Raw genomic sequence first — 22,013 nt, 5'->3', positions numbered from 1 at the left:
GTCATGACAGGAATGCCTTGAGACAGCCCGCCAGGCCGCGGTTCGCCTCTTCACTGCCAATTGAGATGCGCAGGGCGCCCGGCAGGCCATAGGCATCCATCCGCCGCACGACATAGCCATGCTCCTGCAGATAGCCGTCGGCAGTGGCAGCATTGCGCTTTGCGTCCGCGGGAAAATGCACCAGCACGAAATTACCCACACTCGGCGTGACCGACAGCCCGAGCGCGGTCAACTCGCTGCTGAGCCAGGAGAGCCAGTGGTCATTATGGGCAACCGCCTGGTCAACAAGATCATGGTCGGCGATGGCCGCCGCACCCGCCGCGATTGCTGGCGCGCTCACATTGAAAGGTCCACGAACCCGGTTCAGCACATCGGCAACATGTGCCGGGCAGTACGCCCAGCCGAGCCGCAAGGCCGCAAGCCCATGAATCTTGGAGAAGGTGCGCGTCATCACCACGTTCTCCGATGTCGCGACCAGTTCAATCCCCGATTCATAATCATTCTGCCTCACATATTCGGCATAGGCGGCGTCGAGCACCAGAAGCACATCTGCGGGCAATCCGGCATGCAGGCGCTTGACCTCGGAGAAGGGCAGATAGCGGCCCGTGGGATTGTTGGGATTGGCGAGGAACAGCATTTTGGTCCGCGCCGTCACCGAGGCCAGCATCGCATCGACGTCCGCGAGATAGTCGCGCTCCGGCACGATGACGGATTTGGCGCCGCTGGACTGTATGGCGATCGGATAAACAAGAAAACCATATTGGCTGTAGATCGCCTCGTCGCCAGGCTTCAGATAGGCATGGGCCAGCAACTGCAGCAGCTCATCCGAGCCTGCGCCGCAAACAATGTTCTCTGCCTTGAGGCCATAACGGGTAGCGATGGCCTCACGAAGCTGCGTCGCGCCACCATCCGGATAGAGCGCCAGCGATGCCGCCGACGCCTTGTAGGCCTCAATGGCCTTTGGACTGGCGCCAAGAGGCGACTCGTTGGATGAAAGCTTGTGGACCTTGCCGGTCCTGGCGCCGCTCTTGCCGGGGACATAGGCCGCGATCTCCAGTATGCCGGGATTTGGCTGGGGGCGGCGGTTGCTCAACGATGTCATGCTCATGCTCTCATGGGGCGCGGGCAGCGCCCGGCAATTCGGGTTTCCGGAAAACGCGTCAGCAGATCCTGCAGCACCGGCGCCTGCATTGTGAGAAAGCCGGGTACGGCGAACACCATATGGCTGCCAGCTTGCACGTTCCAAAGCGCGGAGGATGGCGGCGTCGTTCCCGCGGGAGCGAGCAGCAGCGTCTCGTCATCTCCACTCGGCTGCGGTTCGGCATGGCCGAACACCAGGAGCTGCGGTTCAGAGCTGTTTCTGACAAACGGCAAGGCGCCGATGACATTGGCCTGTGACACGCTTCCCGGCCAGGCGGAAGCAGCCGCGATCACCGCAAGATTGCCCCGCCGATGGTTCAAAGCCTCCAGCGCCGCCGCCGGTGTTCCGTGAAGTTCCACATCCATGTCGCAGAAGTATTGGGACACCAGAAGCCTGGCACCAAGATCCTGGCCAAGTGACGTGTCCATATGGAGGGTGATGGGCGCCTGGGACTGGCTGGACGCTGAGAGAATCACACGCCAAAGACGCACCAGAAGTTGCGGGGACATATCTGCACCCGCCTGCGCAGAAAGCCGCCGGAGCATGGTTGCCTCACGGGCGGGCCGGATCGGTGAGGACGATATTGACCCGTCCATGGCCTTGCTGGCCCCCACCCTGGCGGTCGCCGCAAAGCGGCGCACCAGCAAGGCAAGGATCTGATCATCAATCGAGTCGATCTCGCGCCGCAAAGCGTCCAGGCTGTTTTCGGGCTGAGGGGCAGTCATAAGGGGTCGGACTCGCTTGAACTTCTGCCCCGGCCGCCGGAAGGCCACGAGCGCGCTATTCATAGGCGGCGGGCTGGGAAAAGCAATCCCGGGCTAGAGGCGCGTGGCGGGCGCAGGAGCAAGTGCCGGCCGGACCCGTGGCGAGAGCCTTCGCACCCGTTTGCCCGCGGCGACCGCATAGACCTGCTTCACCGCCTCGACGATGATGACCCCGGAAAGCGCGGGCATGAGCCGCGCGCCGATGCCCTCAATGGCTGCAGCGGCGGACAGCACCGTGCTTCGGGTCGACGGCGGGAAATAGAGCGCATGCGCCCAGGAGACCACCGAGAACTGGCTTTCCTTCAACAAGGCCGAAAGCTGTGGACGGGAAAACGGCTGACCCTGGCCGAAGGGCGAGGTGTCGAACCGCGCCCAGACGCCGCGGCGGTTCGGCACCACCAGGAACAGCCGCCCCTGTGGCGCCAGGACCCGCCACAACTCCCGAAGCATGTCCTGCGGTGCATCCGTGAGTTCAAGCCCGTGAACGACGAGCGCGACGTCGACAACGCTTTCCAGAAGGGGCAGGTCGCATTCATCGATCAAGGCGGAGCGGACGGGACCGTCTTCCGGCCAGCGGAACACCCCCTGCCGGGCCATCATGAAGGCCAGCGGCGCCTCGGCGGGGTCCAGGCAATCCATGAGATAGGGCATGGCATAGCCAAGCCCCATGACACGCCGCCCGCTCAGCCCGGCAAGCCGGGGCTTCAGCTGTCCCGTGAGGCAACGGCGGGTGGCCAGACCAAGCCGGGTGCTGTAGAATTCCCTGAGGTCGACGATATCCATCGGCGCCGAACATAGCCTCCTTCACGGAAAAGAGCATCCCCATGACGCCGATCGTCTTTCATCCGTTCATCTGCCGGTCTGACAATTACGGCCTCCTTCTCCACGATCCCGAAACCGGCGCGACGGCCAGCGTCGATGCCCCGGATGCAGCGGCTATCGCCTCCCATCTTGAGGCCCGCGGCTGGAAGCTCACGCATATCTTCACCACCCACCACCATCAGGATCACATCGAGGGCAACGAGGCCCTGAAGCAGCGGTTCGGCTGCATCATCATCGGCCCCCGCGCGGAGGCCGCGCAGATCCCCGCCATCGATCAGTCTGTTTCCGGGGGTGACCAGATCTCCTGGAGCGGCCACACGCTCTCAGTGCTGAACTGTCCGGGACACACCAAGGGTCATATTGCCTTCCACTTGCCATCGGACCAGGCGGTGTTCGCCGGCGACACGCTGTTCTCGCTTGGCTGCGGACGGGTGTTTGAGGGAACCATGGACGAAATGTACCGCTCGGTTTCCCAGTTCGGCGAACTGCCGCCAGACACACGGCTGTTCTGCGGCCACGAATATACACAGTCCAACGCCCGTTTCGCGCTGGCGGTCGAACCCGGAAACGCCGCCCTTCAGCAGCGCGCCGTGGAGGTGGACCGCTTGCGCGCGGCAGGCCAGATGACCTGTCCGTCGACCACCGGCCAGGAGCTTGCCACCAATCCTTTCCTGCGCACCGGCAGCGCCGAAATCCGCCGCGCGCTCAAGCTTGACAGCGCCTCCGATGCCGAGGTCTTCGCAGAACTGCGCCGCCGCAAGGATACTTTCAAGTAGCGGGCTTACGCCTGAACAGCATATCCTTCGCCGCGATCAGCGCTCCCAGCGTGATCAGCAGGCAAGCCATCACCACGGGCCATGTGAAGGGCGCAAAGCCTGCCGCCACGAGAACCATGGTAGAGAGCAGCGGCGAGGCATAGGAGGCCGCGCCCAGCACCAGGATATCACCGTGTTTCACGCCATAGTCCCAGGTGTAGAAGGCGGCGCCTACAGGCAGAAGACCCAGGCACAGAACCGCGCCCCATTGCGAGGAATCCTGCGGCCATACAGTGGTCTCGAACATCACATGGCAGGCGGCCGACAGCACCGCCGTGAGCAGGCAGAAGCCCGCCACCACATCGGTTGAAACTTCCCCGAAACGGCGCGACAGCACCGAATAGCCAGACCAGATGAGGGCGCAGGCGAAAGCCAGAAGATGCCCGAAGCCGAAGCTGGAGAAAATGTCGACGCCCCGTCCGCCGGTGATGATGACCGCGGCGCCTGCCAGGCCGAGCAGCACCCCGATGATATGGTGAAGCTTCACCCGCTCACCCGGCAGGAAAGCGGTGAAAACGACAAGAAACAACGGCCAGAGATAGGCAATGAGGCTCACCTCGACAGGCGGCGCGGCGCGGATCGCACTGAAATAGACGAAATGATATCCGAACAGACCGCCGATCCCCAGCAGCCATACCGGCAGGCCTTGGCGCAGTGCCGCAACAGCACCCTTTCGAAAAGGCCAGGTGACGGCACCGAGCAAGCCACCAATCAGAAACGTCATGGCTGCCAGTTGAAACGGCGGTACAGCGCCGCTCGCTGCAGTCAACATGGCCAACAAGGCCCACATCAGAATGGCGGTGAAGCCGATCAGCGTGGCGCGCGATCTTGCCATCACGCGGGCCTCATGTCCTGGCGGCCGAGCCAGCGGTCGCCGAAGATGGCAATCACCACTGCCAGCACGATCACCGCGCCGCCCACATAGGCAGATGGCGCCGGCTGCTCGCCAGCGCCAAGCCAGGCCCAGAGCGGGTTCAGCACCACATCAAGCATGACGATCATGGTCAGTGTCACGGCGGGAACGTGTCTGGCGCCCCTGGCATAGAGGGCGAGCGGGATCGAGAGCTGCAAGGGACCCATCAGCGCCAAGAGCAGCATCTCGTAGCCCGAGACCTGCCAACCACCCCCAGGATGGCCGCCAAACACATAGCCCAGCACGCCGGCCGCAAGAAACGTGAAGAAGCCACCGGCACAGATCGCCGGCACCATGTCGAACGACCGGTAGCGCCTGAGCGCCACGGTTTGCGCCGCGAAGGAAGCGGGCACCAGAAGACAGACGAAGATGCTGAGCAGATTGCCCGCCGACACGCCATCCCAGGCGATGACGCCCACGCCTGCCACCGCCATCAGCGCGGCAAGCCAAGAAGCAAGCGAGGGCCGCTCGCCGGTGATCCACGGGCTCAGAAGACCGGTGAAGACCGGCGACAAAGCGCCGATCACCGACACGGTGGCGGTTCCAGCAAGCGTGAGTGACGTGACATAAAGCGTCGATCCAGCGGTGAAGAACCCCGCTGTCGCCACCAGTGCTGGAAGCGGAATCTGGCGGAACTTGCTTGCTGTTTCTCCGCCATAGACAGCCACCAGGTATACGAGCAGAAAGATAGACATCCAGAAGCCGCGCCAGCAATTGATCTGCCAGCCGTCAAGCCCCGGCAGAAACCGGACGAAGACACCGGCCAGGCTCCAGCCGACCGTGGCCAGCAGGACAAACAGAACGCCCGTTCCGTAGCGCGGCAGTTCCTCGTTCACCACGGAGCCTTCGTGAGTCTAGGCGCGCAGCGCCTTGTTTTCCGGGTCATAGGGGCTTTCTGGGATGACCGTGGCGTTGAACATCTGGCCCAGGATCTTGATCTCAAGTTCCGTGCCCACAGCGGCATGTTCGGGACGAACCATGCCCAGCGCCAAGGATTTGTTCACCCGGAATCCAAAGGCGCCGTTGGTAGCGCGACCGATGAGCTCACGATGGCGGTAGATGGGTTCCGAGCCACGCGCATCCAAATCCCGATCGGTCACACCATGGACTTCCATGGTGACAAAGTTCCAGTTCAGGCCTTTCCGCTTACCTTCGATCAGGGCCTCGCGCCCGATGAACGGGCCTTTGTCGGGGTGTACAAAGCGATCAAGTCCCGATTCATAGGCGGAGTATTCGATGGAGAGCTCGCGCGGCACCAGCCGGTAGCTTTTTTCGAGCGACAAGGACGACATGGCCTTGATGCCATAAGGCCTGATCCCAAATTCCCGGCCAGCCTCCATCAGCAGGTCGAAGAGCGCCACCTGCTGCTCGATGGGATGATGGAATTCCCAGCCAAGCTCACCCACGAAGTTCACCCGCAGCGCATGGGCTGAGCAATGGCCCACGCTGATCTCTTTGCCCGAGAGCCAGGGAAAGGCCTCGTTTGAGAGGTCGGTGTCGGTAAGTTTCTGCAGCACCTTTCGGGCGTTTGGTCCCGCGAGAACCAGCACGCCGAGACGCGTGGTGATCGGCGTCAGACGTACCGAACCATCGGCAGGGCAGAGCTTTCGCAGATAATCATGGTCATGCCGCTCATACGCACCGGCTGAAACCAGGTAGAACCGCTCCGGCGCCCATTCATAGACGGTGAACTCCGCCCGCACGCCGCCGCGCACCGTCAGCAAATGGCAGAGCGCGATCCGGCCACGCTTCTTCGGGATGCGGTTGGCGAAGATCGAATCGAGCCAGGTCCGCGCGCCGGGGCCCGCAACCTCCATCTTGGCGAAGGCCGACATGTCCTGGAGCGCCACGTTGCTCATCACATTGCGGCATTCCTCGCCCACGAAGCGAAAATAGTTCGAGCGGCGGAACGACCATTTCTCGACGATCCGGCCATCATCCGTAGGCGGAGCATAATTATGATTTGTCAGTACGTCAGGGCTGTTGAGCTCTTGTTCGGTCAGAGCATAATCCTTGGGCGCGAACCAGCCTGGCCGCTCCCAGCCATAGACGGAGCCAAAAACCGCGCCCAGGGCCTTCATGCGGTCATAGCAGGGTGTCCGCTTCAAGGGCCGGGCGGCGGCGCGCTCCTCATCCGGGTAATGCGGCGTGAAGACGTTGGCATAGGCTTCCTCGTTCTTTTGCTTCAGGTAGCCGCGCGTGGCGTAAGGGCCGAAGCGGCGGGGGTCGACGCCCATCATGTCGATCGATGGTTCGCCTTCCACGATCCACTCGGCGAGCTGCCAGCCGGCGCCGCCGGCCGCGGTCACCCCGAAGGAATGGCCCTCGTTGAGCCAGAAATTCCGCTTGTCCCAGGCGGGGCCGATGATTGGCGAACCATCCGGCGTATAGGCAATGGCGCCATTATAGACCTTCTTGATGCCAACCTCGCCGAAGGCCGGCACGCGGGCGATCGCGGTTTCAATGTGCGGGGCAAGGCGGTCCAGATCTTCCTGGAAGAGCTCGTACTCGCTTTGGTCGGACGGGCCATCCATGTAGCAGCAGGGGGCACCCTTCTCGTAGGGACCCAGCAACAGCCCGCCGTTCTCCTCACGCATGTACCAGGAGGAATCTGCCTCGCGGAGAACGCCCATCTCCGGCAGGCCCTTGGCCTGACGTTCCCTGATCAGCGGATGCGGCTCGGTGACGATGTACTGATGCTCGACGGGGATCACCGGAATATCGAGGCCGACCATGGCGCCCGTCCGGCGGGCGAAATTGCCGCTCGCCGAAACCACATGCTCGCAGGTGATGTCACCCTTGTCGGTCTTGACGATCCATTCGCCATTGGGCTTCTGGTCGATGCCGGTCACGACCGTATGGCGGTAGATCTCAGCACCGCGGGCGCGCGCGCCTTTGGCCATGGCCTGGGTGAGATCAGCCGGCTGAATATAGCCATCGTCCGGGTGCTGGATGGCGCCGATGAGGCCATCGGTCTCGCACAACGGCCAGATCTCCTTGATCTGGGCCGGTGTCAGCTTGTTGACCTTGACGCCGATCGTCTCGGCGACGCCCGCATAATACATGAACTCGTCCCAGCGGTCAGGCGTGCGCGCCAGACGGATATTGGAAACATTCTTGAAGCCCACCGGCTGGCCCGTCTCGGCCTCAAGCGATTTGTAGAGATTGACCGAATACTTGTGAATCTGGCCCACCGAATAGGACAGGTTGAATAGCGGCAGCAGCCCCGCCGCATGCCAGGTCGAGCCGGAGGTGAGTTCCTTGCGCTCGATCAGGACAACGTCACTCCAGCCCTTTCTGGCCAGGTGATAGAGGGTGCCGACGCCGACCACGCCTCCCCCGATGACGACGACCCGAGCATGTGTTTTCATGGGAGAGTTCCTTGGAACAGCGAGAAAAGGTAGTTGAATGGAGATTAGTCGGCCTTGCCCGTCGGGCGCTAGGCGGAACGACCGGGACCGGCCTGAATCCGACACTTACCCGGCGAAACCACCCGCCTTCAGAAACGCCATCTCCTCCGGCGTCGATGGCCGGCCCAGTACGGCATTGCGGTGCGGAAAGCGGCCGAACCGGGCGATGATGTCGAGGTGAACCTGCGCCCAATAGGCCATGTCGCTCAGTCCCATGGTCTGGAACAGCGCCACGCCGCGGTGTTGGGCGTCAAGGTCTTCGGCATGTTCAAACGGCAGGATCAGCCAGCGCGCCCGGGGCGGGGTGAGCTTGTGGTGAAAGCCCTGCCCGATCCATTGTTTGGTGAGCCGCAACGCCCGCTGGTCAGCGGCGAAGGCCAGCGGGCTTCCGCGATGGACATTGCGCGACACCTGGTCGAGCAGGATGACCAGACCCAATGCTCCTTCCGGCGTTTCTCCCCATTGATCGAAAGCGCCGGTGCGCGCATGTGCCAGGGCAGCACCAAACCTTACCCTCAGCGCCCCGTCAAAGGCGGCATCCTTGGTGAACCAGCGGGTTTCGCCAGCCTGCTCCCAGAAATCCGTCACCTGCCGCGGTGTCATGAAATCCCTGTATGGTTTTCAATGAAGCTGGCGAGGGCGGAAACGTCGTCACGGTCGAATACCGGCACCGGTGCGCCGGCAATCTGGCCATTGGCGGCAATCGCCACGACTGTCGGGTCGTCGCCCGCGAGTTCAGGATGGGTGAGCGCCAGATTGCGCACTTCGATCTTGTCGTGGCTGTCTCGCTTATAGCCTTCGACAATCACGAGATCGCAGGGTTCAAGCTTGGCAAGAATATCCGCCAGGCTCGGTTCCTCGCCGTCACGCGTTTCATGGATGATGGCCCAGCGGTGGCGCGAGACGACCGCCACTTCGGATGCGCCTGCCTTGCGGTGCCGGAAACTGTCCCGGCCCTCGTGATCAATGTCGAAGGAGTGATGGGCGTGTTTCACCGTCGAGACGCGGTGACCACGGCGCGAAAGCTCCGCCACCAGCTTCTCCACCAGCGTGGTCTTGCCCGCGTTCTTGAACCCGGCAACGCCGATCACCCTGTTCATGGCATGAACTCTGCCGCAATCCTCTGCGCTTCGGCAAGTTCCCGCGGTGTATTGACGTTGAAAAACGGGTCGTAGGGCTCCGTCGGCCATGCGACGGCCACGGCTCCGCACTGTGCCGCCCAATCCTGGAGGCGAGGGATCCGCGGTTCATCCAGCGCCCGCGCGACCCCCGGCAGCAATGCCGTTGACCACAGGCCCGTGAGATAGTGCGATTGCCCGGCCGATGCCGCAATCGCTGCCGCACGCCCGGCGCTCGCCAGCCTTATCGCCAGATCAGCTGGCAGGAACGGCGCATCGGACGGAACGGTAAGCACGGCCTCGAACGCTTCAGCCTTCGCCAGGTGCAGGGCCGTGTGAAGCCCGGCCAAAGGTGTTGCCGCGTCAGGCCGGAGATCGCCCACGACCGGCAGCCCGGTAGACCGGAATCTCTCCGCAGCGCCATTGGCGTTGATGACGATCTTGGCGGCCTGCGGCGCCAGCCGGGAGATGATCCTGTCGAGGATCGTGACGCCCCCGATTGGCTCGAACGCCTTCTCGCGGCCCATCCGCGCCGAGCGGCCACCAGCCACGATTACCGCGACAAGCTTCATTTATGCGCGAAGATTCTTTGAGGCGGTATCCACACCGTGATCCGGTCGCCGCTGCTGATGAGCCCTTCCGCCTCCACCCAGCCGACCACGCCGCGCTTGTGCATGGCCGCCTTGACGAAACCCACCGCTGGATCGGGGTGATGACGCGCGATGATCTCGGCCGGGTAGCGGCAGGGGTGGTTCTCGGCATCGACCACCAGCATGGCGCCGGACGGAAACTGCAGACGGCTGCCAGGCGGCAACAGCGTCAGATCGGGAATGCCGCTGACCAGCATATTGGCGCCCACCCATTCCGGCTTCACCGCAGGGATTGCCATGCGCGCCGCAACCTCCGCCAGCTCCTCCCGCGAAAGGATCGACACCTGCCGGGAATTCCGCACCTCGGTGCCGCGCTTGTATTGTTTCAGCATGCGGCTGTCGGAGGCCCGTGTCAGGCCGCCGTGGCAATCACCCTCCATGCCGGAAAAGCGGAAGTACGCCTTGGAGACCGCCCCTTTCTCAAGCCCGCTGCCGCGGTCCGGATTGGCAAGAAGCTGGTCCACTTTGCCTTCAAACGACAGTTTGGTCAGAAGCTCCGGCAAGGCTGTAACTCCCCGTCATGCAGAGCGCCTTTCTAAAGCAAGAACTGGCGTCATTGAAACACTGCCGTTCGGTCGCATGGGTGCGGACCGCGACCAGCCGGACGGCTGCCGCTCTCGAGCTTGGCGCTGCCTTTGGCCGTTGCGGCGTCTCATTGAAACCGCGTTGTGTTGCGTGTGCGTTTCGTTAGGCGGTTTCGCCGCGTAGCAGGCGCGGCAGCCCGCCGGATTGTCCAGCCGCCTGGGAGGCGAACACCGCCTTGAGCCCGCCCATGCGATTGACCGCCATCAGGCCGGCGCGGCGCAGCAGGGTCAGCGCCGGGTTGGTGTTGGCGAACAGCCTGTTCATGCCATCCATGGCGGCGGCGGTCGTGACCGTGTCGAAGCGCCGCCAGCTGGCGTAGCGGCTCAGCACGGTCTCGCTGCCCAGGTCCAGGCCGAGCGCGGCGGCGTCATGCACGCAGTCGGCGAGCGCGGCTACGTCACGAAGCCCCAGATTGAAACCAAGGCCCGCCAGCGGGTGCAGTACATGCGCGGCATCGCCCACCAGCGCGAGGCGCGGACCGGTGAAGCGGTCGGCCACATACATGGCCAGCGGATAGCCATGGCGGCCGGACACCAGCTTGACCGCGCCGAGATGGGGTCCAAACCGGAGCCGCAGTTCCTCCTCGAAGGCGGGAAGTGGAAGCTCCAGCATGCGCCGGGCGTCTTCGGTCCGCTCCGACCACACCAATGAGGAGCGGTTGCCGGGCAGCGGCAGGATCGCAAACGGGCCCGAGGGCGTGAAGTGTTCCTCCGCACGGCCCCGGTGCGGCAGCTCATGGGCAACGGTGGCCACCAGCCCCATCTGGTCATAGGGCCAGCCGACCAGCTTGATGCCAGCCGCCTCGCGGGCCGGGGAGTTTCGGCCATCGGCGGCGGCGATCAGCTCGGCGCGCAGTTCCGCGCCACCGGCCAGCGTCACCGCGGCAAGCCCCGGTGCGAAATGAAACCCCTCAACCGGCTGGCCCACCGCGAACCGGATATGCGGGCTCTGCTCCGCCTCGGCGAGCATGGCGGCATAGAGGAAACGGTTCTCGATCATATGGGCGGTTGGCCCGCCGGCCATGTCCTCGGGCCCGAAATGCAGCAGGACCGGCCGTGCCTCGCCGGGCGTGGCGCTATCGGTTACGATGATCTCGGCCATCGGCTCCGCTTCATGGGAGACCTTGTCCCACACGCCCAGGGCTTCGAACATCCGCCTGGCGGTGGCGCTGATCGCCGTGGCCCGTCCGTCGAAAGCATTGCTGGCGAAGCCGCGCGGGTCACGGGCGTCGACCAGCGTGACGTCGAGGGGCCGCCGCACCCGCCGGCCACCCAGCGCCAAAGCTGCCGCAAGCCCGTTCAGGGCCGCCCCGATGACTATGATGTCGGACCGCTGATCCATTGGGCGAGATAACTCGGTCTGGCCTGACAAGAACAGGGGTCGCGGCGTCGCGGATTGAGATGCACAATAATTATGCAACCATATCCTTGCGTGGTCTATCTGCATAAATTTACAGCAGTACGAGTTGTTGGACGTCCTACAACCCTATTATTTTCATATACTTAGCGGCAGCTTCCCAACTGGCACGAATCTTGTGACTCACCCTCTGGCAACTAACAGGGGGTTCTGAATGAAATTCGTGATCGCCATCATCAAGCCGTTCAAGCTCGAGGAGGTGCGGGAAGCACTGGGGGCCTTGGGCATCCAGGGCATCACCGTCACCGAGGTCAAGGGCCATGGCCGCCAGCGCGGCCACACCGAGTTCTACCGCGGCGCCGAATACACCGTGAGCTTCGTTCCTAAAGTGAAGATCGAACTCGCGGTGGACGAGCACCTGGCGGACAAAGTCGTCGAAACCATCCAGGTCTCGGGCCAGACCGGCCAGATCGGCGACGGCAAGATCTTCGTCCTGCCGCTGGAACAGGCGGTGCGCATCCGCACCGGTGAAACTGGCCAGGCGGCCCTCTAACTCCATGCTGACAGGAAAAATGACCATGATGCTTTCAAATATGATGCGCCGGCCGATGCTGGCCGGGCTGGCCGGCCTCGGGCTCAGCGCCGTCTTCGCCTCAACCGCCCAGGCGGCGGCCACCGTGAACAAGGGTGACACCACCTGGATGCTGGTGGCGACCTGTTTCGTGGTGCTGATGACCATCCCGGGCCTTGCCCTGTTCTACGGCGGCCTGGTGCGCGCCAAGAACGTCCTGTCGGTCCTCATGCAAGTGCTGATCGTGTTCTCGATCATCTCCATTCTCTGGGTGATCTACGGTTATTCGCTGGCCTTCACCGGCAATGCCAGTGCCAGCCTCAACCCGTTCATCGGCGGGTTTTCCAAGTTCTTCCTCTCGGGCGTGACCACCGCGTCGGAGATCGGCACCTTCTCCAAGGAAACCAATATTCCGGAATTGGCCTTCGTCATCTTCCAGATGACGTTTGCCTGCATCACGCCGGCCCTCATCGTCGGCGCCTATGCCGAGCGCATGAAATTCTCGGCCGTGCTGCTGTTCATGGTGCTGTGGTTCACCTTCGCCTACCTTCCCATGGCGCACATGGTGTGGTTCTGGGCGGGTCCCGACGCTTACACCCTGTCGGCCGATAATCTCTCGATCGTGTCGGCCATGGTGGGTGAAGAAAAGGCAAAGCAGCTCCTCGACGCGCTGGCTGCCGCCGCCACGGACGAGGCCAAGGCCGCCGTGCTTGGCGAGTATGCCGCGCTCGTGAACGCCACCAATGGCTATCTCTTCCAGCTCGGGGCGCTCGATTTCGCGGGCGGCACCGTGGTGCACATCAACGCCGGCGTGGCTGGCCTGGTCTGCGCCTATGTGCTGGGCAAGCGCCTCGGCGTCGGCAAGGATGCGTTCATGCCCCATAACCTGACCTTCGTGCTCACTGGCGCCGGTCTGCTGCTATTCGGCTGGTATGGCTTCAATGCCGGGTCCAGCCTTGAGGCCAACGGTCTGACCGCTCTGGTGATCCTCAACACCACCATCGCGGCGGGCGCCGCGGCCCTGGCCTGGACGGCGGGCGAGTGGATGTTCCGCGGCCACCCCAGCCTGCTCGGCGCTGCCTCGGGCGTCATTTCCGGCCTCGTTGCAATTACCCCGGCCTGCGGCTGGGTCGGCCCTGGGGGCGCCATCGTGATCGGGCTCATCGCCGGTCTCGTCTGCCTGTGGGCAGTGGTCTCGCTCAAGTCCTGGCTGGGATATGACGATGCGCTGGACGTGTTCGGCATTCACGGCGTGGGCGGCATCGTGGGCGCCATCCTCACCGGGGTGTTCGTCAATCCGGCGCTGGGCGGCATGGGCGTCACCGACTATCTCGCCGCAGACACCTCCGTCGCCGTTGCGGCCTATTCCTTCGGTACGCAGATGTATGCCCAGATCGTGGCGGTGATCATCGCGGTGATCTGGACGGCGGTCGTGTCCTATGTGGCGCTGATGATCTGCAAGGCGGTGTTCGGCCTGCGGGTCAAGGAGCAGGAGGAGCGCGAAGGTCTCGACCTCGTCGATCACGGCGAGCGCGCCTACAACTGATATCCTTCAATTTTGGGACATGCGGCCGGCGGGGTATCCCCGCCGGCCGTTCTTTTGGCAGCTGTTAAACCAGCCCTTAACCACGCTCCGCCAGAATGGCCTTAACGAAGTGTTGCGGCTGGCGGAGTTCCTCCGCGGCGGAGGCTCGAAATGGCGTATCAGCCGACCTATGACACCGATGACGATGCCGTTCCGGAGGCGGTCCGGGTCTTCCTCAAGAACCGGCTTCAGGAAGCTGCCGGCGTCCTGCTTTTCCTGGCGCTGATCGCGCTGGCTTTGGCGCTTGCGACCTGGTCGCTCGATGATCCCTCGCTCAATCACGCGCTTGACCGCGCGGCCAGCAATTGGCTTGGCTATCCGGGTGCGGTGGTGGCGGATGAACTCATGCAGGTCGTGGGCCTTGGCGTATTGCCGCTGTTTATCATTCCGATGCGCTGGGCAATCGACTGTATGGCGCTCCGCGGCCTGGTTCGGCCCATCAGCCGGGTGCTGGCCTGGATAGGCTGCACGGTCGCGGTCAGCGCCGCGCTGTCAGCCGTGCCTGCGCCACCGTCCTGGCCGCTGATCTCCGGGCTGGGCGGCAACGCCGGCGACATCCTGCATAATTTGCTCATGGTGATGGTCTCTGCCGCGCTGCCTGGCATGCTCGCCAAGGTCCTTGCCGGATTGCTGATGCTGGCCGCCGCCGTGTTTCTTGGGCTGCGGGCGCTTGGTGTCGCCCCTCCCGCGGCGTTCGTCCAGGTCTCCGGTGCTGTGGGCCATGGGCGCGCAGCGGCGCTGGCCATGCTTCGCCACGCGAAGGTGGCAAGAAGCTTCGTGGCCACTCAGTGGCGCGGCCTGCGCCGGGGCGAACCAGACCCGGAGTTTCCGCGGCATGAGGATGATATCATTCGCAGGCTTGCGCCGCAGCCTGATGCACCAGCCCGCCGCGGCTCCGGCCCCGGCCCCCGCATCGAACCGGTCTTTGGTCATGCGCCGCTCCGCGCCGCGGCCGGGATCGCGGAACCGGACGACGGCGAAATGGAAACGGTGATAGAGTTCGATGAAGAACCCGGTACTGCCGCCGATGACTCCGCGTCCTTTGCAGAGGCTGCCCCGCCGCCGCGGGTGACCCGCAACAACAAGCCGTTGAAGCAAGGAAAACGGCTGACAAAGGATCTTCAGCCGGCACTCGGTTTTGATCGCGGCGATGATTATGAGTTTCCGCCATTGACCCTGCTGGCCGAGCCCAAGCGCGTGGGCAAGGCCGTCGAGCTTTCCGACGAGGCGCTGGAACAGAACGCCCGCATGCTTGAAGGGGTGCTCGAGGACTTCGGCGTGAAAGGCCAGATCATCAAGGTGAGGCCCGGACCGGTCGTCACCCTCTACGAACTTGAGCCCGCTCCCGGCATCAAGTCGTCGCGGGTGATCAGCCTCGCGGACGACATCGCGCGGTCGATGAGCGCCCTCTCGGCGCGCGTCGCCGTGGTGCAGGGCCGCAACGCGATCGGCATCGAACTTCCCAACGCCAAGCGTGAAACTGTTTTCCTGCGCGAGATGCTGGGCTCGGAAGCCTTCGAGAAGACCAGCCTCAACCTGGCCCTGGCGCTGGGCAAGAACATCGGCGGCGAGCCGGTCTTCGCCGATCTCGCCCGCATGCCGCATCTCCTGATCGCCGGCACCACCGGCTCCGGCAAATCGGTGGGCATCAACACCATGATCCTGTCGCTGCTCTACCGGCTGCCGCCGGAACGCTGCAAGCTGATCATGATCGATCCAAAAATGCTGGAGTTGTCCGTATACGAAGGAATTCCGCATCTCCTGGCGCCCGTCGTGACCGATCCGCGCAAAGCCGTGGTCGCGCTAAAATGGGCGGTGCGCGAAATGGAAGAACGCTACCGCAAGATGTCCAAGGTCGGCGTGCGCAACATCGATGGCTATAACGCCCGCATGAAGGCCGCCGCCGCGAAGGGCGAGGAGATCTCGCGCACCGTGCAGACCGGCTTCGACCCCGAAACCGGCGAGCCCGTGTTCGAGAAAGAGGCGATGGATCTGGAGCCGATGCCCTATATCGTGGTCATCATCGACGAGATGGCGGACCTCATGATGGTCGCGGGGAAAGACATCGAGGGCGCCGTGCAGCGCCTCGCCCAGATGGCGCGGGCGGCCGGCATTCACGTGGTGATGGCCACCCAGCGCCCGTCTGTCGATGTCATCACCGGCACCATCAAGGCCAATTTCCCGACCCGGATCTCATTCCAGGTCACGTCAAAGATCGACAGCCGCACCATTCTCGGCGAGCAGGGCGCCGAGCAGCTGTTGGGGCAGGGCGATATGCTGTTCATGGCGGGTGGCGGCCGTATTTCGCGCCTGCACGCCCCGTTTGTCGCGGATGACGAGGTGGAGAAGATCGTGGCTCACCTCAAGGCGCAGGGGCATCCGGAGTATGTCGAGGCGGTCACCGAGGATGCCGAGGAGGACGCGTTTGGCGAGCCGGGCGGTCTTGCAGGTGAGGGCGGCGGGTCTGGCGACGATCTCTATGACCAGGCGGTGGCGGTGGTACTGCGCGACAAGAAGGTGTCCACCTCCTATGTGCAGCGCCGCCTGCAAGTGGGCTACAACAAAGCCGCCAGCCTGATCGAGCGAATGGAGAAGGAAGGCCTGATCTCACCCGCCAATGCCATTGGCAAACGCGAGATTCTGGTGCCGGGCGACAGCGCCCGTGTCTGATTGGCCCGCGCTTGCCTTGAAATTGGCCGGTTGTTGCGAAAAACGCTGGTATCGAATAGGGACTTCCCTCGTTAACCGCCTGATTCCGGAACCGATGGAATGATGAACTGTCTCGAGATTTCGCGCCGTGTCTTCCTCAGCCTGGCCGTCCTGGCCTTCGCGAGTTCGGCCACCCCGGCCGCCACGCCGCTCGAACTTACGCCGGAACAGAAAGCGGCGGTTGACGGCATTTCGGCTTATCTCAACAGCTTCAAGACCTTGCAGGGCGAATTCACCCAGATCAGCCCCAAAGGCAACATGTCGCAGGGTGTCTTCTATATTTCAAAGCCTGGTAAGATGCGTTTCGAATACGCGCCGCCCAACCCCTATCTGATCGTGGCAGACGGCACCTGGCTGACCGTCAAGAACGTCAAGAAGGAAAAGGGCGACCAGTTCCCCTTATCGCAGACGCCCCTGCGCCTGGTGCTGGCCGATCAGGTGGACATCGCCGGGGATACTCATATCCTCGATTACCAGGACCAGGACGGTATTCTGTCCATCACCCTCGAGGACAAGAAGAACACCCTTGCCAACGGCCAGTTGACCCTTGTCTTCGACACCGCGCGAAACCAGTTGCAGCAGTGGGTGGTGATCGACGGCAAGGGCCGCCGCACCACCGTATCGCTGGACAATATCGAGGCCGGGATCGATCCCGATCCCAAGCTGTTCGTGGTGAAGATCGACCGCAAGGATAAGCACCGGTCCAGCCCCTGACGCCCGGGCTTGCAGCCGCCAGCCATGGCCGCTAATGGCCTTACATGCCGCTCAAAGTCGTCAGCTGGAACATCAACTCGGTCCGCCTGCGGATCGGCCTCGTCACCCGCCTTCTCGATTTGTGGAAGCCCGATGTCCTGTGCCTGCAGGAAACCAAATGCCCGCAGGGCCAGTTTCCGTCCGCGCCGATCCGGGCCATGGGCTATGACCATATCGCCGAGTTCGGGCAGAAGGGCTATCACGGCGTGGCGATCGTTTCGAAGCGGCCGTTTCTCACCGAGGCTGCCCGTTCATTCTGCGGCAAGGATGACTGCCGGCATATCTCGGTGACGCTCGCTGCCAGCAAGCCCATCACCATCCACAACCTCTATGTTCCAGCCGGTGGCGACGAGCCGGACCCCCGCGTCAATGACAAGTTTGCTCACAAGCTGCAGTTCGTCGATGAGCTGGGAGACTGGTTCACCAGAGATTGTGTGCCCAAGGGCCATGAGAGTATTCTGGTCGGCGATCTCAACATCGCGCCGCTCGAACATGATGTCTGGTCGCACCGGGACCTTCTGAAGGTGGTGAGCCACACCCCGGCCGAGACCGAGGGGCTGCTGCGCATCCAGAAACAGGGCAAATGGGTTGATCTCATGCGGAGCCACGTGCCGGCGGACCGCAAGCTCTATACATGGTGGAGCTACCGGGCGCGGGACTGGGAGGCGAGTGACCGCGGCCGCCGTCTTGACCATATCTGGTCAACCGCCGGGCTGGCGCCCAAGTGCCGGAAGATCGAAATCCTGAAAGAGGCACGCGGCTGGCAACAGCCCTCGGATCACGTGCCGGTCATGGCGAGCTTCGCGGCCTGAGGATGCCGCTCCGAGTGATCTTGTTTCTTGCCCATCCATCGGCTCTGTTCCGGCGCTACCGCAGCCAAGGTGAGAGCAAGAACCGGTGTCGCAAGGCCGGAGATTGGTGAGAAAACTCTTTTCGGCGCAGAGCTGAAAGTTCTCGTCATCGATCGGGCAATCGCGGACGCAAAGTGCAGCGATTCCATCGCACCGCAAACCGGAAAGAAAAGTCGTGGTTTGCCGATAGTCTTCCGCTGGTTTTGCCAACGGGAGAAAACAATTCATCCTGGGATCAGGACACGATGAAACCGACGATCTGGCGGGCTTCGCGCATCACCGGCGCGATGATCGCCCGGGCGCGGGCGGAGCCGTCGCGCAGCACGGCCTCCACATAAGAGGGATCGGCCTGCAGCCGCTTGGTTTCCTCGCCAACCGGGCCCAGCCGGGCGACCGCCAGATCGGCCAGCGCGTTCTTGAACACCGAGAACTGCCCGCCGCCATATTGGGCCAGCACCTTGTCCACGCTCTCGCCCGACAGCGCCGCGTAAATCCCCGTGAGGTTGTCAGCCTCCGGGCGGCCCTTGAGGCCCGCCGTTTCGGTGGGCAGCGGTTCCGGATCGGTCTTGGCCTTGCGGATCTTCTTGGCGATGGTGTCGGCGTCATCGGTGAGGTTGAGGCGCGAGAGATCGGACGGGTCTGACTTCGACATTTTCTTGGTTCCGTCCCGCAGGCTCATCACCCGGGTGGCCGGGCCGGTGATGTAAGGCTCCGGCGGCACGAAGAAAATGCCGTCCTCATGGCCGGCGGCTCTGATGCTGTCGGCATAATCGAGGTTGAACTTGTTGGCGATGTCGCGTGCCAGTTCGAGGTGCTGCTTCTGGTCCTCGCCCACCGGCACATGGGTGGCGCGGTAGCCGATGATGTCCGCCGCCATCAGCACCGGATAAGTGTAAAGCCCGACCGAGGCCGCCTCCTTGTCCTTGCCGGCCTTCTCCTTGAACTGGGTCATGCGGTTGAGCCAGCCGATGCGCGCGGTGCAGCCGATGATCCACGCGAGCTCGGCGTGCTCGGCCACCTGCGACTGGTTGAAGATGATGCTCTTCTTCGGGTCGAGCCCACAGGCGAGATAGGCGGCGGTCACATCGATGATCGCCTCGCGCAGCTCTTTCGGGTCCTGCCACACGGTGATCGCATGCATGTCAACAACGCAATAGATGCATTCATGGGTGTCCTGCATGGCAATCCAGTTCAGCATGGCGCCCAGATAATTGCCGAGATGCAGATTGCCGGTCGGCTGCATGCCGGAAAACACGCGCGGGACGATTGTGGCCATGATGGAACCCTCTGGGCTGAACGGCGCCGCTTATGCCTTCAATCCGTCCGCCTGAAAAGAGCCTTGCGCCGGGTTCTCACTGCAGTGGGGCATACGGCCGGGGCACCCCTAAGGGTAAACATGCTCAATAGTCTTCCCGCGCCCGCTTCATCCGCTCGAAAGCGGACAGCCGCTCGTTGCCGGAATTGTTTGACGATCCGCCGAACAGCCTCTCGAAGAAGCCTTTTCTCTCTTGCTGCGATGGCGGCACCGGCTCCTCGGCGGCGCCCTGGTCATAGACGGAACTCGAGATCGACGGCTGCTCCGCCGAGGCCACCAGCGCTTCGCCCGGTAAGGGCTGGGGCGTGAGGCCGCGATGGGCAGGTTCCATCACCTCGCGCCAGATCACCGCGGGAATGAGGCCGCCGGTCACCTTGTTCATCGGTGAATTGTCGTCATTGCCAACCCAGACCCCGGCGATGAACTCGCTGGTGTAGCCGATGAACCAGGCATCGCGGTAATCCTGGCTGGTGCCGGTCTTGCCGGCGATGTCGAAGCCGGGAAAGGCGGCGCGGTTGCCGGTACCATCGGTGACCACCAGCCGCATCATGCGGTTCATGCCGTAGAGATTGCCGTCGCTGACAGCCTTTGGGAAGCCGGAGCCGTTGCGCTCATAAACCACGCGGCCATCGCGCGTCAGCACCCGGGTCACCGTATAGGGTGTCACCGGATAGCCGCCATTGGAGAACGGCACGAAGGCCGACGTCAGCTCGAGCAGCGTTACTTCGGAAGTTCCCAGCGCGATCGAGGCATCCTCTCCGAGCGGCGAGGTGATGCCCAGGCGATGCGCCACGGCCGCCACCGCGGCGGGGCCCACCTGCATGGCGAGCCTGGCGGCCACCGTGTTGAGCGACAGCGCCAGCGCGGTCTCCAGCGATACGCTGCCCAGATACTTCTTGCGGTAGTTTTCCGGTTGCCAGTTGCCGATGCGGATCGGCTCGTCAACCTCCCGGGTCTCGGGCGTCAGTCCGCGCTCCAGCGCGGCGAGGAACACGAAAGGCTTGAAGGCAGAGCCTGGCTGGCGCTTCGCCTTGGCGGCACGGTTGAACTGGCTTCGCTTGTAGGAGGTGCCACCGACCATGGCGAGGACCGCGCCAGATCCATCCATCACCACCATGGCGCCTTGCGACGCGCCGAGCCTGGCGCCCTCGCTGCGGAGCTCCTTGTTGATCGCCAGTTCCGCCTGCGCCTGGATCGCCGGATCGATGGTGGTTTCGACGACCAGCGACTGCTGATAATCCTTGACGAATTCCGGAAGCTGCTCGGCCACCCAGTCCACCGCGAAATACTTGGCGGACACATAGGACGGCGTCCTGGCCTCCGCTGGCCGCTCGATGGCGGCGGCCGCCTCCTCCGCGGTGATGAAGCCTTCCTCCGCCATGCTCTGGAACACCAGCTTTGCGCGCTCCGCGGCCGCCCGCGGATTGGACACGGGGTTGGCGGCACTCGGAGCCTTGACGACGCCCGCCAGCGTGGCAGCCTCGGCAAGTGTCAGGTCAGATGCGGACTTCTGGTAATAGACCCGCGCCGCCTTCTCGATTCCCGTGGCGCCGGCGCCGAAATAGACGCGGTTCAGATAGAGCTGAAGAATCTCATCCTTGCTGAAATGATGTTCCAGCCAGATGGCCAGCACCGCTTCCTGCAATTTGCGCTGGAGCGTGCGGTCGGGCGTCAGGAACAGGTTCTTGGCCAGCTGCTGGGTGATGGTCGAGCCGCCCTGCACCAGCCGGCCAGCCCGGTAGTTCGAATACATGGCGCGCAGCAAGCCCAGGGGATCGACGCCAAGATGACTGCGGAAGCGGCGGTCCTCGATGGCGATCAGCGCATTGGGCACATAGTCCGGCAGGTCGGCGAGGCGTGCCTCGTCGCCGCTGAACGAGCCTTGCTCAGCCAGAACAGTGCCGTCCGAGGCGAGGATCATCACGCCCGGCTCGCGCTCCGGAACCTGCAGCACGCCCTGCCGCTCCAGCGATGACCACACCGCTCCGAACAGCACCGCAAGACCGGCCAGGCCAACCACCGCAAGCGTGAGCGAAAAACGGATCAGCGCCCAGAAGAAGGAGCGGCGGCGGCGGGGTCTTGCCGGTTTGGATCTGGCACGGCCGGCCTTGCGGCGCGGCTCGCCGGAAAACAGTCGCGGCTCCTGGCGCTCGGCCTTGCTGTTGTTCTTCTTCGACAGGCGCATGCCCCCTTGCTCAAGGGCCTCAGGCACTAGCAGCGGCGCATTGACGTTTGGTGAAGCAGCGACTGGGGGCCCGCCGCGTCATTCCCCTCAAATCATGGTGCAATCATGACTGGCGTTGACGCCGTCACATCGTCGCGCCGATGTGCCAGGGCACATATTCATTGTCGCCATAGCCCAATTCCTCGGACTTGGTGCGCTGGCCCGACGCCACCTTCAGCATCAGATTGAAAATCTGCTGGCCCTTCTCCTCGATCGACACGCCATCGAGAATGTCGCCGCAGTTGATGTCCATGTCGTCGATCATGCGATTGTAGATATCGGTATTGGTGGCAAGCTTGATCGACGGCACCGGCTTGCAGCCATAGGCGGAGCCGCGGCCCGTGGTGAAGCACAGGAGATTGGCGCCGCCCGCCACCTGGCCGGTCGCCGCCACGGGGTCATAACCCGGCGTGTCCATGAACACGAAGCCC

The 22,013-nt window shown here is 63.5% G+C and carries 19 protein-coding genes and 1 pseudogene; 6 read left to right on the top strand and 14 right to left on the bottom strand.

Features of this window, described 5'->3' with window-relative positions; all coding sequences use genetic code 11:
- Position 1: 1 nt before the first annotated feature.
- The 3 genes from hisC to ACKOED_RS13170 all read right to left on the bottom strand — a co-directional run bounded on the left by hisC (position 2) and on the right by ACKOED_RS13170 (position 2,688).
- Positions 2-1,102 (bottom strand): histidinol-phosphate transaminase, encoded by a 1,101-nt coding sequence (hisC, locus tag ACKOED_RS13180; RefSeq protein ID WP_408917056.1) that lies wholly within the window; start codon positions 1,100-1,102, stop codon positions 2-4.
- 2 nt (positions 1,103-1,104) lie between these two features.
- Entirely contained in the window at positions 1,105-1,866 is a 762-nt protein-coding gene (locus ACKOED_RS13175; RefSeq protein WP_408917055.1) for a chorismate mutase, read from the bottom strand.
- 93 nt (positions 1,867-1,959) lie between these two features.
- Positions 1,960-2,688, bottom strand: a complete 729-nt coding sequence (locus tag ACKOED_RS13170; protein WP_408917054.1) for a class I SAM-dependent methyltransferase — start codon at positions 2,686-2,688, stop codon at positions 1,960-1,962.
- A 41-nt stretch (positions 2,689-2,729) separates the two neighbouring features.
- On the opposite strand from ACKOED_RS13170, the gene gloB reads away from it, so the two are divergent.
- Positions 2,730-3,503 (top strand): hydroxyacylglutathione hydrolase, encoded by a 774-nt coding sequence (gloB, locus tag ACKOED_RS13165; protein ID WP_408917053.1) that lies wholly within the window; start codon positions 2,730-2,732, stop codon positions 3,501-3,503.
- On the opposite strand, the gene ACKOED_RS13160 is transcribed toward gloB, so the two are convergent.
- The 8 genes from ACKOED_RS13160 to ACKOED_RS13125 all read right to left on the bottom strand — a co-directional run bounded on the left by ACKOED_RS13160 (position 3,496) and on the right by ACKOED_RS13125 (position 11,559).
- Entirely contained in the window at positions 3,496-4,377 is an 882-nt protein-coding gene (locus tag ACKOED_RS13160; RefSeq protein WP_408917052.1) for a DMT family transporter, read from the bottom strand. The genes gloB and ACKOED_RS13160 overlap by 8 nt on opposite strands.
- Entirely contained in the window at positions 4,377-5,291 is a 915-nt protein-coding gene (locus ACKOED_RS13155) for a DMT family transporter (protein ID WP_408917051.1), read from the bottom strand. The genes ACKOED_RS13160 and ACKOED_RS13155 overlap by 1 nt, the downstream gene beginning before the upstream one ends.
- Before the next feature lie 18 nt (positions 5,292-5,309).
- Positions 5,310-7,826: an FAD-dependent oxidoreductase gene (locus ACKOED_RS13150; protein WP_408917050.1), complete on the bottom strand. Its 2,517-nt coding sequence runs from the start codon at positions 7,824-7,826 to the stop codon at positions 5,310-5,312.
- A 105-nt stretch (positions 7,827-7,931) separates the two neighbouring features.
- On the bottom strand, positions 7,932-8,468 hold the full coding sequence (locus ACKOED_RS13145; protein WP_408917049.1) for a DUF924 family protein: 537 nt from the start codon (positions 8,466-8,468) through the stop codon (positions 7,932-7,934).
- The gene (gene mobB, locus ACKOED_RS13140) at positions 8,465-8,965 is read right to left on the bottom strand and encodes a molybdopterin-guanine dinucleotide biosynthesis protein B (RefSeq protein WP_408917048.1); all 501 of its coding nucleotides are present in this window, start codon (positions 8,963-8,965) and stop codon (positions 8,465-8,467) included. The genes ACKOED_RS13145 and mobB overlap by 4 nt, the downstream gene beginning before the upstream one ends.
- Positions 8,962-9,555 (bottom strand): molybdenum cofactor guanylyltransferase MobA, encoded by a 594-nt coding sequence (gene mobA, locus ACKOED_RS13135; RefSeq protein WP_408917047.1) that lies wholly within the window; start codon positions 9,553-9,555, stop codon positions 8,962-8,964. The genes mobB and mobA overlap by 4 nt, the downstream gene beginning before the upstream one ends.
- Positions 9,552-10,136: an MOSC domain-containing protein gene (locus tag ACKOED_RS13130; protein WP_408917046.1), complete on the bottom strand. Its 585-nt coding sequence runs from the start codon at positions 10,134-10,136 to the stop codon at positions 9,552-9,554. Before ACKOED_RS13130 ends, mobA begins: the two co-directional genes overlap by 4 nt.
- 184 nt (positions 10,137-10,320) lie before the next feature.
- Positions 10,321-11,559 (bottom strand): FAD-dependent monooxygenase, encoded by a 1,239-nt coding sequence (locus ACKOED_RS13125; protein WP_408917045.1) that lies wholly within the window; start codon positions 11,557-11,559, stop codon positions 10,321-10,323.
- Positions 11,560-11,788: 229 nt separating this feature from the next.
- On the opposite strand from ACKOED_RS13125, the gene ACKOED_RS13120 reads away from it, so the two are divergent.
- The 5 genes from ACKOED_RS13120 (at position 11,789) to ACKOED_RS13100 (ending at position 18,004) form a co-directional block, all read left to right on the top strand.
- Positions 11,789-12,127, top strand: coding sequence for a P-II family nitrogen regulator (locus tag ACKOED_RS13120; protein ID WP_408917044.1), 339 nt, complete (start codon positions 11,789-11,791; stop codon positions 12,125-12,127).
- Positions 12,128-12,152: 25 nt separating this feature from the next.
- Positions 12,153-13,691, top strand: coding sequence for an ammonium transporter (locus ACKOED_RS13115; RefSeq protein WP_408917043.1), 1,539 nt, complete (start codon positions 12,153-12,155; stop codon positions 13,689-13,691).
- A gap of 150 nt (positions 13,692-13,841) precedes the next feature.
- Complete coding sequence (locus ACKOED_RS13110; protein WP_408917042.1) at positions 13,842-16,400, top strand: DNA translocase FtsK 4TM domain-containing protein; 2,559 nt, start codon at positions 13,842-13,844, stop codon at positions 16,398-16,400.
- A gap of 99 nt (positions 16,401-16,499) precedes the next feature.
- Positions 16,500-17,153 carry a LolA family protein gene (locus tag ACKOED_RS13105; protein ID WP_408917040.1) on the top strand — a complete coding sequence of 218 codons (654 nt, stop codon included), beginning with the start codon at positions 16,500-16,502 and terminating at the stop codon, positions 17,151-17,153.
- A 44-nt stretch (positions 17,154-17,197) separates the two neighbouring features.
- Entirely contained in the window at positions 17,198-18,004 is an 807-nt protein-coding gene (locus ACKOED_RS13100) for an exodeoxyribonuclease III (protein ID WP_408917039.1), read from the top strand.
- Between the two features lie 274 nt (positions 18,005-18,278).
- Here ACKOED_RS13100 and trpS read toward each other — a convergent pair whose 3' ends face one another.
- The 3 genes and pseudogenes from trpS to ACKOED_RS13085 all read right to left on the bottom strand — a co-directional run.
- A complete protein-coding gene (gene trpS, locus ACKOED_RS13095) occupies positions 18,279-19,319 on the bottom strand; it encodes a tryptophan--tRNA ligase (protein ID WP_408917038.1) in 1,041 nt (346 codons plus the stop codon).
- Positions 19,320-19,443: 124 nt separating this feature from the next.
- Positions 19,444-21,543: a transglycosylase domain-containing protein gene (locus ACKOED_RS13090; RefSeq protein ID WP_408917037.1), complete on the bottom strand. Its 2,100-nt coding sequence runs from the start codon at positions 21,541-21,543 to the stop codon at positions 19,444-19,446.
- 124 nt (positions 21,544-21,667) lie between these two features.
- A pseudogene (locus ACKOED_RS13085) lies at positions 21,668-22,013 on the bottom strand (altronate dehydratase); the annotation flags it as partial.

The sequence above is a fragment of the Aestuariivirga sp. genome, from assembly GCF_046093005.1.
GTDB lineage: Bacteria > Pseudomonadota > Alphaproteobacteria > Rhizobiales > Aestuariivirgaceae > Aestuariivirga.
This window is presented reverse-complemented; position numbering and strand designations above follow the sequence as displayed.